A 15,558-nucleotide genomic window follows, 5' to 3' on the forward strand; every position below is an offset into this window, starting at 1 on the left:
CGGCGTCGTCGCCGGTCGGGCATGCCCGACCATGGCGCCCGTGCCTGTCGGGCATCCGGTCGTTCCGCGGCGAGCATTTGCCGGGTCGGCGCTTTTCCAGACCGTGACTGTCCCGAACCGGAGGCCCTGCGGCGCTCCGGCCCCCCACGCACCGCAGCCCCACCCGCCCCAGCCACAGAAGACCGAGGGATCGATGACCCAGACGTCCATCTCCCCCATCCGGACTCCCGCCGCCGCCCGGCCGTCCGCGCCCGAGGCGAAGGCCACCCCGCCGGTGCGCCTGCGCCGGCCGACGGGTGACGACGGCGCCACGATCTGGACGCTGGCGCGCGACAGCGGCAAGCTGGATCTGAATTCGCCCTATGCGTACATGATGATGGGCCACTTCTTCCCCGAGACCTGCGTCCTGGCCGAAATGGACAACGAGCCGGTCGGATCCGTGATCGGGTTCGCGCCGCCCGCGCGTCCGAACGCGCTGTTCGTCTGGCAGGTGGCCGTGTCCGAACAGGCGCGCGGCCAGGGTCTGGCCTCGCGGATGATCGAGCACCTGCTGTGGACCGCGCCGCTCAAGGGCCAGGCGCGGTGGCTGGAGGCTTCGGTCACGCCGTCGAACGAGCCGTCCGAGCGCCTGTTCCGCGCCATCGCGCGGCGCCACGGCGCCCCCTGCGAGGTGGCGCCGCTGTTCGAGGAGGACGCCTTCCCGTCGCCCGAGGAGGCCGACGCCACCTTCGAGGCCGAGCGCCTGTTCCGCATCGGCCCGTTGCGCCAGGCCCAGGCGGCCTGACGCCGCGTCCCCGACCCGCCCGACCCGATCCGACCTGAGAGTAACCGAATACGGATGACTTCCATGACCGCCACCCTCGACGTCTTCGACCGCCACGAGTCGGCCGTCCGCAGCTATATCCGCTCCTTCCCGACCGTGTTCACCACGGCCAAGGGGCACCTGATTCACGCCGAGGACGGTCGCCAGTACATCGACTTCTTCGCCGGTGCCGGGGCGCTCAACTACGGCCATAACGACGACGGCATGAAGGCCGCGCTGCTGGACTACATCGCCAACGACGGCATCACCCATGCCCTCGACATGGGTACGAGCGCCAAGGCCCGCTTCCTGGAGCGGTTCCACGAGGTGATTCTCGCCCCGCGCGGAATGGAACATCGCGTGCTGTTCCCGGGGCCGACCGGCACCAACGCCGTGGAGACCGCGCTCAAGCTGGCCCGCAAGGTCACCGGTCGCGAGAAGATCGTCAGCTTCACCAACGCCTTCCACGGCATGACGCTGGGCTCGCTGGCGGTGACCGGCAACGCCTTCAAGCGCGGCGGCGCCGGTCTGCCGCTCGACAACACGGTGTTCATGCCGTTCGCCGACTTCATCGACGGCGGCTTCGACAGCCTGGACTACCTGGAGCGCATGCTGGCGGGCGGTGGTTCCGGCATGGACATGCCGGCCGGCGTGATCGTCGAGACCGTGCAGGGCGAGGGCGGCATCAACGCCGCGTCGTTCGGCTGGCTCAAGCGCCTGAACGACCTGTGCGCGCGCTGGGACCTGCCCCTGATCGTCGACGACGTGCAGGCCGGCTGCGGCCGCACCGGCCCGTTCTTCAGCTTCGAGCCGGCCGGCATCAAGCCGGACATCGTCTGTCTGTCCAAGTCGATCAGCGGCTACGGCCTGCCCATGGCATTGGTCCTGGTGCGCCCCGACATGGACGTGTTCAGCCCGGGCGAGCACAACGGCACCTTCCGCGGCAACGCGACCGCCTTCGTCACCGCGACCGAGGCGCTGCGCTTCTGGACCGACGATGCGCTGTCCCGCGAGGTGGAGCGCAAGGGCGCCATCATCGAGGAGGCGCTGACCGCCATGGCCACCAAGCATCCGCAGTTGCAGCCCGAGGTGCGCGGCCGCGGCCTGATGCGCGGCATCGCCCTGGGGGTCGAGGGGGCGGCCGATCAGGTCTGCGCCGAGGCGTTCGCCAACGGTGTCATCATGGAGACCTCGGGGCCGGACTCCGAGGTCGCCAAGCTGCTGCCGCCGCTGACCATCCCGGAAGACGCCCTGCGCGAGGGCCTGGACATCATGGCCCGCGCCGTCGATACGGTGGCCGCGCGCATCGCCGGCGCGGACCGGCCCGCCGCCTGACGGCGGTCGCATCATGACCTCCCGGTCCGCGCCCGCGCGGTCCGGGGCAAGACCCTCGCCCGCCCCGCCCGCTCTCTGGGCCGGGGCGGGTGCTTTTCTGTGCCCGGCTTATCCCCTGTTGCAGGTCGGCCCATAATGGAGAGCCGTTCGTATCCATGCGACCGCACCATTCTTTTCTTTGGTCGCCGGGCGCAGGGGGGATAAGCCTTTTCTGTGCATCGCCCGGTTCGATGCGGACCCGAACTACGGAGCATCCAGACCCATGATCGTGAAGCACCTGAAGGATATCGTTGGCACCGACGCCGAGGTGGACGGCGGCAACTGGGTCAGCCGCCGCTTTCTCCTGCGCAAGGACGGCGCCGGCTTCTCGCTGAACGACACCGTTATCCGTGCTGGCACCGAAACCTACATCCACTACGCCAATCATCTGGAGGCGGTGTACTGCGTCGCCGGTAACGGGGAGATCGAGGACCTGGAGACCGGCACCGTCCACCCGATCAGCGACGGCATGCTCTACGTCCTGAACGGCCACGAACGCCACAAGCTGCGCGGCGGCACGCAGGACATGCGCATGGTCTGCGTCTTCACGCCGCCGCTGACCGGGCGCGAGGTACACGACGAGAATGGCGTCTATCCGGTCCTGACCGACGACGCGTAGCGCCACCCTGGCGCGCCGAAAAGGGCTGGCGTGACCCGGCGGTGTGGGCGACACTGGCCCGCGCCCGCCGGGTTTTTCGTGTCCCGGTGGCGACCGCCAGTCCGGCGCGGGGCGGAAGACGGAAAGATGACGGAAAAAGAGGATCGCCGATGACGAAGGGCGCGCGCATCGGACGGCGCACGGCGCTGCGGCTCGGGGGTGGGCTGTTCGCCGTGGCGGCCGGCATGATCGCAGCCGGGCCGCCGAGAGCGGCGACCGCCGCCCCCGACGGCATCGGTGCCGACAGCATCGGGCATGTCACCCTCTTCATGGGGCGCGCCAGCGTGATCGAGGACGCCTTCGCGCGGCCGATGCAGACCGGCATGCGGGTGCGAGCCGGGTCGCACGTCGTGACCGGGGAGGGCGCGCGCGCCTCCGTGCGCCTGGATGGCGGCGTCGTGCTGACCCTGGGCGCCGCCACCGACCTGCGGATCGAGGCGCAGACCCCGGACCCCGACGGCTGGCAGGGTCGGGCGACCTTGCGGCGCGGTCTGGTGCGGATCGAGTTCGCATCGGGGTCGCAGTGGGCCGGCTTCACCGTCGCGACGCGGGCCGCCACCGCCACCTGCGAGGGCGGGCATTTCCTGGTCGAGTCCAACGGCCTCCTGACCACCGTCTACGCCGACGACGGCCGCGTCATGGTGCGGGGCACGGACGCGGGCGACGACGGGACGGTCACGGTGCTGGGCGCCGGCAGCGGGGTGGATGTGGCGCGCGGTCAGCCGCCCTACGCGCCGACCGCCTGGCCGGCCAGCCGGGCCACGGACATGCGGCTGCGGGCGTCGTACCCCTGAGACGCGGGGTCACGCCGGCTTGCGCGCCCGCGCATCGAAGCCTGGCAGGTGGCCTTTCAGATACTGACCGGTGTGGCTCTCCGGCGTCGCCGCCACCTCTTCCGGGGTGCCCTGAGCGATCAGGCGGCCGCCGCCGGATCCGCCTTCCGGTCCCAGGTCGATTATGTGGTCGGCGGTCTTGATAACCTCCAGGTTGTGCTCGATCACCAGCACCGTGTTGCCCTGATCCACCAGGTGGTGCAGCACCTCCAGCAGCTTGCGCACGTCCTCGAAGTGCAGCCCGGTGGTGGGCTCGTCGAGGATATAGAGCGTGCGGCCGGTGGCGCGCCGTGACAGCTCCTTGGACAGCTTGACCCGCTGCGCCTCGCCGCCGGACAGGGTGGTCGCCTGCTGGCCCAGATGGATGTAGCCGAGCCCCACCCGTTGCAACAGTTCCATCTTGTCGCGGATCGCCGGCACGGCCTTGAAGACGTCCACCGCTTCCTCGACCGTCAGGTCAAGAATGTCGGCGATCGACTTGCCGCGAAACAGAACTTCCAGGGTCTCGCGGTTGTAGCGCTGGCCCTTGCAGACATCACACGTTACGTAAACGTCGGGCAGGAAGTGCATCTCGATCTTGATGACTCCGTCACCCTGGCAGGCTTCGCAGCGGCCACCCTTGACGTTGAACGAGAACCGGCCCGGCTTGTAGCCGCGCGCCTTGGCCTCGGGCAGATTGGCGAACCAGTCGCGGATGGGCGTGAACGCGCCGGTGTAGGTGGCGGGGTTGGAGCGCGGGGTGCGCCCGATCGGCGATTGGTCGATGTCGACGATTTTGTCGATGTGCTCGATGCCGCGGATGGCGTCGTGTGCCCCCGCCAGTTCGCGCGCGCCGTGAAGCTGGCGCGCCAGGGCCTTGTAGAGCGTCTCGACCACCAGGGTGGATTTGCCGCCGCCGGACACACCGGTCACGCAGGTGAAGGTCCCCAGCGGGATGTCGACCGAAAGGTTCTGTAGATTGTTGGCGCGCGCACCCTCGACCCGCAGCACCTTGCCGCTGCCGGGGCGGCGCGTCGGCGGGACCGGGACCTGACGCCGGCCGGTCAGGTACTGCCCGGTCAGGCTGGCCGGGTTGGCCATCACCTGCTCGGGGGTGCCCTCGGCCACGACGCGGCCGCCGTGCAGGCCGGCGCCGGGTCCCATGTCCACCAGATGGTCGGCAGCGCGGATGGCGTCCTCGTCGTGCTCGACCACAATGACGGTGTTGCCCAGGTCGCGCAGCCGCCGCAGGGTCGCGAGCAGGCGGTCGTTGTCGCGCTGATGCAGGCCGATGGAGGGCTCGTCCAGCACGTACAGCACGCCGGTCAGGCCGGAGCCGATCTGACTCGCCAGACGGATGCGCTGGCTTTCACCGCCGGACAGGGTGCCGGAGGTGCGCGACAGCGTGAGGTAGGTCAGCCCCACGCTGGTGAGGAAGCCCAGCCGCTCGTGAATCTCACGCAGGATGCGGCGCGCGATCTCGCGGTCCTTGGGCCGCAGGCGGTCCTCCAGGTCGGCGAACCAGGCGTGCGCGGCGCCGATCGACAGGTCGGAGATCTCGCCGATGTGGCGGCCGTCGACCTTGACCGCCAGCGCCTCCGGCTTGAGGCGGTAGCCGCCGCAGGCCTCGCAGGGATGCGACGCCTGATAGCGCGACAACTCGTCGCGGATGCCCTGGGACTCGGTCTCGCGCCAGCGCCGGGCGATGTTCGGAATGACGCCTTCGAACGGCTTTTCGGTGCGGTAGGTGCGGCTGCCGTCGTCGAAGCGCAGCGCCACCACCTCGTCGCCGGATCCATGCAACAGGGTCTCGCGCACGCGCGTGGGCAGCCGCGCCCAGGGTGTGTCCATATCGGCGCCGTAGTGGGCCGCAACGCTTTCCAGCGCCTGGGCGTAGTAGGGCGACGGCGACCCCGACGCGGACCACGGCGCCAGGGCGCCCTGGCGCAGGGTTTTCTCCGGGTTCGGCACCACCAGGTCGGGGTCGAAGTGCAGCTTCACGCCCAGCCCGTCGCAGGCCGGGCAGGCGCCGAACGGGTTGTTGAAGGAGAACAGGCGCGGCTCGATCTCCTCGATGGTGAACCCGGACACCGGGCAGGCGAACTTGGCCGAGAAGACGGTTGTGGCCCCGGTGCGGGCGTCCTCGGCGATCAGCAGGCCATCGGACAGCCCGAGCGCCGTCTCCACCGAGTCGGCCAGACGGCTCTCGATCCCGGCCTTCACGATCAAACGGTCGACCACGACTTCGATGTCGTGCTTGAGCTTCTTGTTGAGCGCCGGCACGTCGGCGATGTCGTACACCGTGCCGTCCACCCGCACCCGCTGGAAGCCGCGTTTCTGCAACTCCCCCAGCTCTTTGCGATACTCGCCCTTGCGCCCGCGCACGATCGGGGCGAGCAGGTACAGCCGTGTGCCCTCGCCCATGCCCAGGATGGCGTCCACCATCTGGCCGACGGTCTGGCTCTCGATCGGCAGCCCGGTGGCGGGGGAGTGGGGAATGCCCACGCGCGCCCACAGCAGGCGCATGTAGTCATGGATTTCGGTGACGGTGCCGACGGTCGAGCGCGGATTGCGGCTGGTGGTCTTCTGCTCGATGGAGATGGCCGGCGACAGGCCCTCGATCGACTCCACGTCCGGCTTCTGCATCAGTTCCAGGAACTGGCGCGCGTAGGCCGACAGGGATTCGACATAGCGCCGCTGTCCCTCGGCGTAGATGGTGTCGAAGGCCAGCGACGACTTGCCCGAGCCGGACAGGCCGGTGATGACCACCAGCCGGTCGCGGGGCAACGTCACGTCGATGCCCTTCAGGTTGTGTTCGCGCGCGCCGGTGACGCGGATATCCTGGGTGGTTGGCGCGGTCATGCGGCCCTTCTGGCGAGAAACGGACGGAGGGAGGCGGGGACGCCCTGTCCTCGCTACATAGAAGCCGGCCGGGACCAAGGCAAGGCGACGGCCCGGGGACGGGGCGCTGCGGGAACCTTGCCCTGCCGGCGCCGGCCCGGCATTGTGACAGTCCCTGTCCGAGTCGCGGGTCCGGAGCGCGGAGCTTCATCTCGGCCGGGGCGCGCGGGTGTGGCGCCGAGGGGGCTTGTCCGTTGGCCGGCCTTGGTTTACATAGCCGCGCTTTGCGGGGGGAGACGGCGCGCCCGGGCGCGACGGTTGACGGGCCCCCCGGCCCCGGCTGTTCCCTTGGTGCGCGCCGCGACGGAAGGTCCTCCCGTGATCCAGATCGAAGGCATCTCAAAGGCATTCGGTGGCCTGCAGGCGGTCGACTCGGTGCAGTTCACCGTCGAACGCGGCGGCATCACCGGTCTGATCGGGCCCAACGGGGCCGGCAAGACGACCCTGTTCTCGATCCTGGCCGGATTCCTGACCGCCGATCAGGGCCGTGTGCTGCTGGACGGCGACGACGTCACCGGCCTGCCGCCGCATAAGCTGTTTCATCGCGGTCTGGTCCGCACCTTCCAGATTCCCAAGGAATTCTCCCGGATGTCGGTGCGGGAGAACCTGATGATCGTGCCGCCGGCGCAGTCGGGCGAACGGCTGTCCATGAGCTGGCTGCGCTGGGGCAAGGTCAAGCGGGAGGACCGCCGCATCGGGGAGAAGGTCGACGAGGTCCTGGATTTTCTCAACTTGACCCATGTGGCCGATGAACTGGCCGGCAACCTCTCCGGGGGGCAGAAGAAGCTGCTGGAGCTGGGCCGGACCATGATGATCGACGCCAAGGTCGTCCTGCTGGACGAGCCCGGCGCCGGCGTCAACCGCACCCTTCTGAACAACATCCGCGATGCCATCCGGCGGCTGAACCGGGATCGCGGCTACACCTTCTGTCTCATCGAGCACGACATGGACCTGATCGCCCAGCTCTGCGATCCCGTGGTGGTGATGGCGCAGGGCCAGGTGATCGCGCAGGGCACCATGGACGAGGTGCGCGCCGATCCCCTGGTGCAGGACGCCTATCTCGGCGGCGGCGTCTCCGGCCGCGGCGTTTCGGCGATTACCGAGGCCGACGTCGCGCGCACCCGCGGCGCGGGCGGGCCCGGGGAGGAGGCCGGTGACGGGACGGACAACGGCACGGACAACGGCGAGGAGGAGTGGCGCCCATGACCCTGCTGGCCATCGAGGGACTGACCGGCGGGTACGGGGGGGCCGATATCCTGCACGGGGTCGACCTGCGCGTCGAGCCGGGCGAGATGGTGGTCATCATCGGCCCCAACGGCGCCGGCAAGTCGACGCTGATGAAGGCCGCCTTCGGCCTGGTGAAGATCCGCGAGGGGGCCGTGCTGTTCGAACGGCGCGACATCACGCCGCTGCGCCCCGACCAGATCGTGCGTCAGGGGATCTCCTACGTGCCGCAGGAGAACAACGTGTTCCCCTCCCTGTCGGTGGAGGAGAACCTGGAGATGGGCGCCTTCATCCGGACCGACGACATCCGGCCGCAACTGGAGCGCATCTATAACTTCTTCCCGCGCCTGGGTGAGCGCCGCGACCAGATCGCCGGCTCCATGTCGGGCGGCGAACGCCAGATGCTGGCGATGGGACGGGCGCTGATGCTCGACCCCAAGCTGCTCCTGCTCGACGAGCCCACGGCGGGACTGTCGCCGCTGTTCATCGACCAGACGTTCGAGCGGATCCGCAAGATCAACGAGGCCGGCATCGGCATTTTGATGGTCGAGCAGAACGCCAAGCAGGCGCTGGCCGTGTGCGATCGCGGCTATGTGCTGACCATGGGCCGCAACCGCATCGACGACACCGGCGCCAACCTGCTGGCCAACAAGGACGTGGCCGAAATGTTCCTGGGGGGCTGAGCGGGCATGACCGAGTTCCTGCAGCTTGTGATCTACGGCGTGGTGCTGGGGAGCATCCTCACCCTGGGCGCCATCGGCGTGTCGCTGATCTACGGCATCCTGCGCTTCGCCCACTTCGCCCACGGCGACATCATGACCATGGGGGCCTACTTCGCGTTCGCCCTGGTCGTCGGGCTGGGCTTTCCGATCTGGGCCTCGGCGCCGTTCGCAGTGGTCGGCGGGGCGCTGCTGGCGATCGCCATCGACCAGACGGTCTACCGCCGATTGCGACGCGTCCAACCCATCATCCTGCTGATCTCGTCGTTCGGCATCGCCATCGCCCTGCGCAGCGTCGTCCAGCTCATCTGGGGGCCGCACAATCAGGTCTATGCCAGCGGCATCCAGATGCCCTACCGCCTCGGCGATCTGGTCATCAAGCCGGACCACGTCTGGATCGTGCTGGGCGCGGTGGTACTGGTGACCGCCCTGCATCTGTTCCTGACCCGGACCAAGATGGGCAAGGCCATGCGCGCCATGAGCGACAACATGGACCTGGCGCTGGTCTCCGGCATCCCGTCGGAACGCGTCATCATGGTCACATGGGCGGTCGGCGGCGGCCTGGCCGCGGTGGCCGGGGTGTTTCTGGGCATGGACACCCGCCTGCATCCGGTCATGGGCTGGTCGCTCCTGCTGCCGGTGTTCGCCGCCGCGATCCTGGGTGGCATCGGGCGGCCCTACGGGGCGATCGCGGGGGGCATGGTGATCGGGCTGTCGATGGAGCTGTCGACCATGGTCATCAACCCGACCTACAAGCCGGCCGTCGCGTTCGCGCTGATGGTGCTGATGCTGGTTGTGCGGCCCCAGGGGCTCTTCAAGGGGAACGCGTGATGGAACTGGGCGGTCTTCTCACGTACGGCGTTTTCTTCCTGACCCAGGCCGGCATCTACGCCGTCCTGGCCCTGGGCCTCAACGTCCAGTTCGGCCTGACCGGGCAGATCAACATCGGTGTGGCCGGCTTTTTCGCAGTCGGCGCCTATACCAGCGCGATCCTGACCACCAGTGTCACGCCGGCCCACCTGGGCGGCTTCGATCTGCCGTTCCTGGTCGGAATCGCGGGTGCCGTGGTGGCGTCCGGCATCGTGGCGGTCGGCATCGGCTGGGTGACCATGCGGCTGCGCTCGGACTATCTGGCCATCGCCACCATCGGCATCGCCGAGATCATCCGCCTGACGCTCAAGAACGAGGACTGGCTGACCAACGGCGTGCGCGGCGTGCCCGGCATTCCGCGCCCGTTCGTCGAGACCCTGGGCACGGACCCGCTGATCTCCCTGGCGGTCATCCTCGCGTTCGTGCTGCTGGCCTACTGGCTGGTGGAGCGCGCCCGGGTCTCGCCCTGGGGGCGCGTGCTGCGGGCCATCCGCGAGAACGAGGACGGCGTCATGGCCGCCGGCAAGGATGTGGCGCGCTTCCGCCTGCAGGCGTTCGTGTTCGGCTCCGGGCTGATGGGGATGGCCGGCGGCCTGTATGCGCACTTCATCGGGTTCATCAGCCCGGAGGCGTTCCTGCCGCTGTACGGCACGTTCCTGGTCTGGGTGATGTTGATCGCGGGCGGCGCCGGCAACAACCGGGGCGCCGTTCTGGGCGCCTTCGCCATCTGGATGCTGTGGTCGGCCACCCAGTTCATGACCGACGCCCTGGGCGCCGAGTATGCCACCCAGGCCGGCGCCTTGCGGGTGCTGTTGATCGGCGTACTGCTCCAGGTAATCCTGATCCTGCGACCGCAGGGCATCCTGCCGGAACACGGCCGCAAGGGCCGCCGCTGAGGCGCGGCGGCCGGCCGCGCCCTACGACCGATCGCGACACCCCGGACTCGCGGCGCGATTTCGGGGTGCCGCCATACTCGGCTGAGACTCATACATGGAGCGCGGCGTGATCGCGATCCGCGCTAGAGTCCGTCGATGGTCTGGTTGAGGCCGCCTTCGCCGCCCTCGAACCGCCCCAGGTTGCCGAGAAGCTGTTCCAGAACGCTGAGTTCGTTGCCGAGCGTCGGTGTCTCGCGATCCACCACCTCGACCTCGCGCCCGTCGTCCAGGGTCAACTCGCGCACGTCGCTGACGCGGCCGTCGTCGCCGAACGAAATCGCGATCACGCGCCGCTCCAGCTCCTCGCGCTCGTAGATCGCGAACTGCTGCGTCTGGGCGCTGATGTAGTACCAGGTCTCGTCGTCGAAGGTCGCCGTCGTGGACGGCGTGCCCAGCAGCGCGGCCACCTCGGCGCGGCTTTGCTCGCCGGCCTGGATCTGGCTCAGCCGCTCCCGCGTCGGCTCGTTGCCGCGCGCGCTGATCTCCGGGGCACAGGCCCCGACGACGACGGCCAGGGCGAGGGCGGCGGCCACCCCGCGCGCCGGGCCGACTCGACGCGATCCCAGTCCGTTGAGCATGGCTGACCCTCCCGAAAACCCCGCGGATCGCCGGTCTCTTTGCACCGGCCGGTACAGGCGCCTATATAGCACGCGGGCGGTGCGGAGAAACAGCGCCGCCGGCGCCGTCGCGCCGCGATCGATCGACAGTGAAGTGAATGGATAACCTGACGTCATGTTCGACACCCTGTTCGGCGCCCGTGCCCGGGCGCGCGCCCGTGACCGCGCCCAAGCCCGGGCCGTGGTGGAAAGCCTCTACGGCGAGGTGGTGCGGCGGGCGCGCCAGCCGGCGCTGTATCTGACCTGGGGCGTGCCGGACACCCTGGACGGCCGCTACGACATGCTGGTGCTGCACGCCTATGTGCTGTTCCGGCGCCTGGGAGCGCTGCGTCGCGAGGAGGCGGCGCGGACCGGGCGGGACGAGGCGGAGACCGAGGCCGGCGGGCTGTCGCAGGCCGTGTTCGATCACATGCTGCGCGACCTGGACACGAACCTGCGTGAGGCGGGGGTGAGCGACATGCGCATCGGCTCGCGCATGAAGAAGCTGACCAAGGGCTTTTACGGGCGCGTCGGCGGCTATGACACGGCCCTTGCGGCCGGCGACGAGGCCGCGCTGCGCGATGCGCTGGACCGCAACGTTTTCCAGAAGAGCACCGCGCCGCCGGAGGGTCTGGCCGCGCTGGCGGATTATGTGCATGCCCTGGTGGCGGCGTCCGAGACCTGGACGTGGGACGATCTGTCGCATGGCGTGATCCGGTTCCCGGAGCTGCCGGCGGCGGCCGCGCCGTCCGCGCCGGCCGCCCGGAACGCGGGGACGGCGGAGACCCCGGCATGACGGCGGGGCCGGTGGCGGAATTCGCGCGTCCCGTCGTGGCGGACCAGATCACGCCCGAGGGCCGCGTCCTCACTCTGGACGCCACCGAGGCCGAGCGGGCGGCCCTGGCCCAGCGGTTCGGGCTGGACGCGTTGGACCGGCTGGTGGCCGAACTGACGGTGCGCCGGCTGGGCGCTCGGCGCGGGGCAACGCGGCTGGAGGTAGCCGGCCGGCTGGAGGCCGACGTGGGTCAGACCTGCGTGGTGACGCTGGCGCCGCTGCATCGCCGGATCGAGGAAGCCGTGCGTCAGCGCTACTCCGACGAGGACGACGCGACGCCCGGGGCGGTGGACATTGATGCCGGGGAGGGCGATCTGGAAGAGCCCCCCGGGCCGATCGTCGGCGGGGTCATTGACGTGGGGGAACTGCTGGCGGAAACGCTGGGCCTGGCGATCGACCCGCATCCGCGGGCGCCGGATGCCACCTTCGAGGCGACGGCCGTCCCGCCCGAGCCGATCCCGGAAACGCCGGCCCCGAAGCCGTTCGCGGCGCTGGCGGCTCTGAAGCGCGGCGCCGACGAGTCCTGACGGTCCGCTGGCCCGCGTCCGGCCGGGCCGGATCGGGCGCTGGTCCTCCACGGGGTGACGCGGCCCGGCCCGCCCCCTATCTAAGAGGAGGGCGCGGGGGCCGCCGGCCAGCGCCGCTCGGCCGACGCGGAAAAAGCGACGTGGAAAAAGCATCGGCGGGCCGGATCCCGTCGCTTGCGGGCGCATCGGAATTCCGCTACACAAACGCGCTCGCGCCTGGGGCCGCCGCGACGGCCCGCGACCCGCGGCGAATTCCACTCGTGGCGAGTCCCCGATGCGCGTCGCCGCGGCGACGCGCCGTGCCGGGGCTACCGCCTGTCGGTGGCCGTGCGGCCGGCGGCTTCCATCCCAGGCCCTCGCAGCCCAGAAACGTGGACAAGTCCAATGGCGGTTCCCAAGAGTAAAGTCTCCAAGTCCCGGCGCAACATGCGCCGCGCTCATCACGCCCTCACCAACGGCCCGTACAACGAGTGCGCGAACTGCGGTGAGCTGAAGCGACCGCATCATGTGTGCGCGCACTGCGGCCACTACGATGGCCGCGAGGTCGTCAACCCCGAAGCGGCTTGATAGAGTGATGGCAGGGGGGCCGTCCGATCCGGGCGGCAACACACCCGACACCGGTGAAATGGGGTCCTCGTGAGCGCACGCCTCACCCTTTCCCTTGATGCCATGGGCGGCGACCGCGCCCCCGAAATGGTGCTGAAAGGGATTCAGATCGCCCGCAAGCGGCATCCACAGGCGCACTTCCTGCTCTTCGGGGACGAGGCCGCGCTGGGGCCGAGTCTGAAACGCGAGCGCGACCTGGCGGCGGTCTGCGAGGTGCGCCACACCGACGGCGTGGTTGGCAACGACGAGAAGCCATCCCAGGCGTTGCGCCGGGGCCGTGACAGCAGCCTCTGGCAGGCAATCCAGGCCGTCAAGAGCGGCGAGGCGGCCGGCGTGGTGTCGGCCGGCAACACCGGCGCCTTCATGGCCATGGCGAAGCTGGCGCTGCGGACGCTGCCGGGGATCGACCGCCCCGCGATTGCGGCCCTGATGCCGACCTTGCGGGGCGACTGCGTGATGCTTGACCTCGGCGCCAATGCCGAGTGCGATGCCGACAACCTGGTGCAGTTCGCCATCATGGGCGAAGTGTTCGGGCGGACCGTCCTGGGCCTGAGCAACCCCACCATCGGGTTGCTCAACATCGGCACCGAGGATCAGAAGGGCACGGACACGCTCCGCCAGGCGTCGGCGCTCCTGCGCGACAGCACCCTGCCCATCCGGTTCCAGGGGTTCGTCGAGGGCGACGACATCGGCAAGGGCACGGTCGATATCGTGGTGACCGACGGCTTCACCGGCAATGTGGCCCTGAAGGCCATCGAGGGGACATCAAAGCTGTATACCTCGTTCATTCGCGGGGCCTTCGAGAGTTCGATCCTGAGTCGGATCGGCTACTTTCTGGCACGGCCGTCCCTGAACAAGGTGCGGGTGCGCACCGATCCGCGCCGCTACAACGGCGCCATGTTCCTGGGCCTTAACGGCATCGCCGTGAAGTCCCATGGCGGCACCGACGCGCTCGGCTTTGCCAACGCCGTGGGGGTGGCGGTCGATCTGGTGACTCACGGCTTCAACGACACCATCAAGGGCGAGTTCATGAAGGTCCAGCGGGCCTCGGGGCTCGACCTGAAGGGACTTGAACGGGCGGCGAACGGCTGATGGTCACGCGGTCCGTGCTCGTCGGGACCGGGTCCTATCTGCCGGCCCGGGTGGTCACCAATGACGACCTGTCGCATCGGGTCGACACCAGCGACGCGTGGATCCGTGACCGGTCGGGCATCGCCGAGCGGCGGATCGCCGCCGAGGGCGAGGTGACGTCGGATCTGGCGATCGCCGCGGCCCGCCACGCGCTGGCCGGGACGGACGTCGCGCCGGACGCGCTCGACCTGATCGTCGTCGCCACCGCGACCCCCGACCACACCTTTCCGGCCACCGCCACCAAGGTGCAGACGGCGCTGGGCGCCCATGGCTGCATCGCCTTCGACATTCAGGCGGTGTGCACCGGCTTCATCTATGCGCTGGCCACGGCGGATGCGTTCATCCGGGCCGGTCAGGTCCGGACCGCGCTGGTCATCGGCGCCGAGACCTTCTCCCGCATTCTCGACTGGGAGGACCGCGCGACCTGTGTCCTGTTCGGCGATGGCGCCGGGGCGGTGGTGCTGCGTGCGGGGGAGGGGCGCGGCGACGCCGGCGACCAGGGCATCCTGTCCTCGCATCTGCATGCCGACGGGCGCCAGCACGACCTTCTCTATGTCGATGGGGGGCCGTCCTCGACCCAGACCACCGGGCACCTGCGCATGCAGGGGCGCGAGGTGTTTCGCCACGCGGTCGTGAACATGGCGCAGGTGGTGGACGAGGCCCTGGCGGCCAATGGCCTGACGGTGGATGATATCGACTGGCTGGTGCCGCACCAGGCCAACCAGCGCATCCTGGACAGTACCGCCCGCAAGATCGGACTGCCGGCCGAGCGGGTGGTCTCGACGGTGGCCCGCCACGCCAACACGTCGGCCGCGTCGGTCCCGCTGGCGTTGGACGAGGCGGTGCGGGACGGCCGCATCCGGCCCGGTCATCTGGTCCTGCTCGAAGGCATGGGCGGTGGCTTCACCTGGGGCTCCGTGCTCGTGCGGGTGTAGGGGGCCGCGGAACCGGCTTCCATACCGGTTTAATCTCTTCCCCACAAATCCCTGATATTGACGGCTTTCCGGCGAGCCGGTACTCTTTCCGTCCATGCGGGCTTTTCGGGGTCCGCCCGGCGCGCGGCGGCCTGTGTCTCGGCCCCGTGGCGCCACAGGGTGCGATCTCCGGCCGTGGACGAGCGCGGTCGCGGGTGACGCGATCGGGGGTGCGGCGGCGCCGCGGGAGCCCCGGAGTGGACGGGATGTCTCGGACGAACACGAGGGGTCGGAGGTCATGAGCGGGCAAACCATCACGCGGTCGCAGCTCAGCGAAGCGGTCTATCAGGAGGTTGGGCTGTCACGGAACGAGTCGGCGGACCTGCTCGAATCCGTTTTGGAGGAGATGTCCCAGGCCCTGGCGCGCGGCGAGACGGTGAAGATCTCCTCGTTCGGCAGCTTCTCGGTGCGCGAGAAGGGCCAGCGCATCGGCCGCAACCCCAAGACCGGCGAGGAAGTGCCCATCATGCCCCGCAAGGTCCTGGTGTTCCGGCCCTCGCAACTGCTGAAGAACCGCATCAACAAGGCCGCGTCCGACGGCTCCGGGAGCGCCTGATGGGCGGCGCCGGCACGCCGGAACGAAAGGAGAAGGCC

The 15,558-nt window shown here is 69.6% G+C and carries 16 protein-coding genes; 14 read left to right on the top strand and 2 right to left on the bottom strand.

Going from position 1 to position 15,558, the window contains the following annotated elements; all coding sequences use genetic code 11:
- The first annotated feature begins 193 nt into the window (after nucleotides 1–193).
- From ectA to GGD88_RS12765, 4 genes are all read left to right on the top strand, one after another.
- Nucleotides 194–784, top strand: coding sequence for a diaminobutyrate acetyltransferase (ectA, locus tag GGD88_RS12750; RefSeq protein WP_184436014.1), 591 nt, complete (start codon nucleotides 194–196; stop codon nucleotides 782–784).
- A gap of 63 nt (nucleotides 785–847) precedes the next feature.
- Entirely contained in the window at nucleotides 848–2,137 is a 1,290-nt protein-coding gene (gene ectB / locus GGD88_RS12755; protein WP_184436016.1) for a diaminobutyrate--2-oxoglutarate transaminase, read from the top strand.
- Between the two features lie 262 nt (nucleotides 2,138–2,399).
- Nucleotides 2,400–2,795 (top strand): ectoine synthase, encoded by a 396-nt coding sequence (locus GGD88_RS12760; RefSeq protein WP_184436018.1) that lies wholly within the window; start codon nucleotides 2,400–2,402, stop codon nucleotides 2,793–2,795.
- Between the two features lie 149 nt (nucleotides 2,796–2,944).
- Complete coding sequence (locus GGD88_RS12765; protein WP_184436020.1) at nucleotides 2,945–3,628, top strand: FecR domain-containing protein; 684 nt, start codon at nucleotides 2,945–2,947, stop codon at nucleotides 3,626–3,628.
- A gap of 9 nt (nucleotides 3,629–3,637) precedes the next feature.
- On the opposite strand, the gene uvrA is transcribed toward GGD88_RS12765, so the two are convergent.
- Nucleotides 3,638–6,508 (bottom strand): excinuclease ABC subunit UvrA, encoded by a 2,871-nt coding sequence (gene uvrA, locus GGD88_RS12770; RefSeq protein WP_184436022.1) that lies wholly within the window; start codon nucleotides 6,506–6,508, stop codon nucleotides 3,638–3,640.
- Nucleotides 6,509–6,865: 357 nt separating this feature from the next.
- Between uvrA and GGD88_RS12775 the strand changes: the two genes are divergently transcribed.
- From GGD88_RS12775 to GGD88_RS12790, 4 genes are read left to right on the top strand one after another with little or no spacing between them, the layout of a single operon-like run.
- Nucleotides 6,866–7,753 (top strand): ATP-binding cassette domain-containing protein, encoded by an 888-nt coding sequence (locus GGD88_RS12775; RefSeq protein ID WP_184436024.1) that lies wholly within the window; start codon nucleotides 6,866–6,868, stop codon nucleotides 7,751–7,753.
- The gene (locus GGD88_RS12780; RefSeq protein WP_184436026.1) at nucleotides 7,750–8,454 is read left to right on the top strand and encodes an ABC transporter ATP-binding protein; all 705 of its coding nucleotides are present in this window, start codon (nucleotides 7,750–7,752) and stop codon (nucleotides 8,452–8,454) included. Before GGD88_RS12775 ends, GGD88_RS12780 begins: the two co-directional genes overlap by 4 nt.
- Nucleotides 8,455–8,460: 6 nt before the next feature.
- Entirely contained in the window at nucleotides 8,461–9,321 is an 861-nt protein-coding gene (locus GGD88_RS12785; protein WP_184436028.1) for a branched-chain amino acid ABC transporter permease, read from the top strand.
- The gene (locus tag GGD88_RS12790; protein ID WP_184436030.1) at nucleotides 9,321–10,256 is read left to right on the top strand and encodes a branched-chain amino acid ABC transporter permease; all 936 of its coding nucleotides are present in this window, start codon (nucleotides 9,321–9,323) and stop codon (nucleotides 10,254–10,256) included. The genes GGD88_RS12785 and GGD88_RS12790 overlap by 1 nt, the downstream gene beginning before the upstream one ends.
- A 122-nt stretch (nucleotides 10,257–10,378) precedes the next feature.
- Here the strand turns inward: GGD88_RS12790 and GGD88_RS12795 are convergent, their stop codons facing one another.
- The gene (locus GGD88_RS12795) at nucleotides 10,379–10,873 is read right to left on the bottom strand and encodes an outer membrane protein assembly factor BamE (RefSeq protein WP_184436032.1); all 495 of its coding nucleotides are present in this window, start codon (nucleotides 10,871–10,873) and stop codon (nucleotides 10,379–10,381) included.
- Nucleotides 10,874–11,027: 154 nt separating this feature from the next.
- Here GGD88_RS12795 and GGD88_RS12800 point away from each other — a divergent pair, with 154 nt between their 5' ends.
- The 6 genes from GGD88_RS12800 (at nucleotide 11,028) to ihfA (ending at nucleotide 15,520) form a co-directional block, all read left to right on the top strand.
- Complete coding sequence (locus GGD88_RS12800) at nucleotides 11,028–11,687, top strand: ubiquinol-cytochrome C chaperone family protein (protein WP_184436034.1); 660 nt, start codon at nucleotides 11,028–11,030, stop codon at nucleotides 11,685–11,687.
- Nucleotides 11,684–12,253, top strand: coding sequence for a YceD family protein (locus GGD88_RS12805; RefSeq protein ID WP_184436036.1), 570 nt, complete (start codon nucleotides 11,684–11,686; stop codon nucleotides 12,251–12,253). The genes GGD88_RS12800 and GGD88_RS12805 overlap by 4 nt, the downstream gene beginning before the upstream one ends.
- Nucleotides 12,254–12,637: 384 nt before the next feature.
- Nucleotides 12,638–12,820 (top strand): 50S ribosomal protein L32, encoded by a 183-nt coding sequence (gene rpmF, locus GGD88_RS12810; RefSeq protein WP_184436038.1) that lies wholly within the window; start codon nucleotides 12,638–12,640, stop codon nucleotides 12,818–12,820.
- A 69-nt stretch (nucleotides 12,821–12,889) separates the two neighbouring features.
- Nucleotides 12,890–13,951, top strand: a complete 1,062-nt coding sequence (plsX, locus tag GGD88_RS12815; RefSeq protein WP_184436040.1) for a phosphate acyltransferase PlsX — start codon at nucleotides 12,890–12,892, stop codon at nucleotides 13,949–13,951.
- Nucleotides 13,951–14,925, top strand: a complete 975-nt coding sequence (locus tag GGD88_RS12820; protein ID WP_184436042.1) for a beta-ketoacyl-ACP synthase III — start codon at nucleotides 13,951–13,953, stop codon at nucleotides 14,923–14,925. Before plsX ends, GGD88_RS12820 begins: the two co-directional genes overlap by 1 nt.
- A 277-nt stretch (nucleotides 14,926–15,202) precedes the next feature.
- Nucleotides 15,203–15,520, top strand: a complete 318-nt coding sequence (gene ihfA / locus GGD88_RS12825) for an integration host factor subunit alpha (protein ID WP_184436044.1) — start codon at nucleotides 15,203–15,205, stop codon at nucleotides 15,518–15,520.
- Nucleotides 15,521–15,558: the final 38 nt, after the last annotated feature.

Source organism: Roseospira goensis (genome assembly GCF_014197795.1).
Classification (GTDB): domain Bacteria; phylum Pseudomonadota; class Alphaproteobacteria; order Rhodospirillales; family Rhodospirillaceae; genus Rhodospira; species Rhodospira goensis.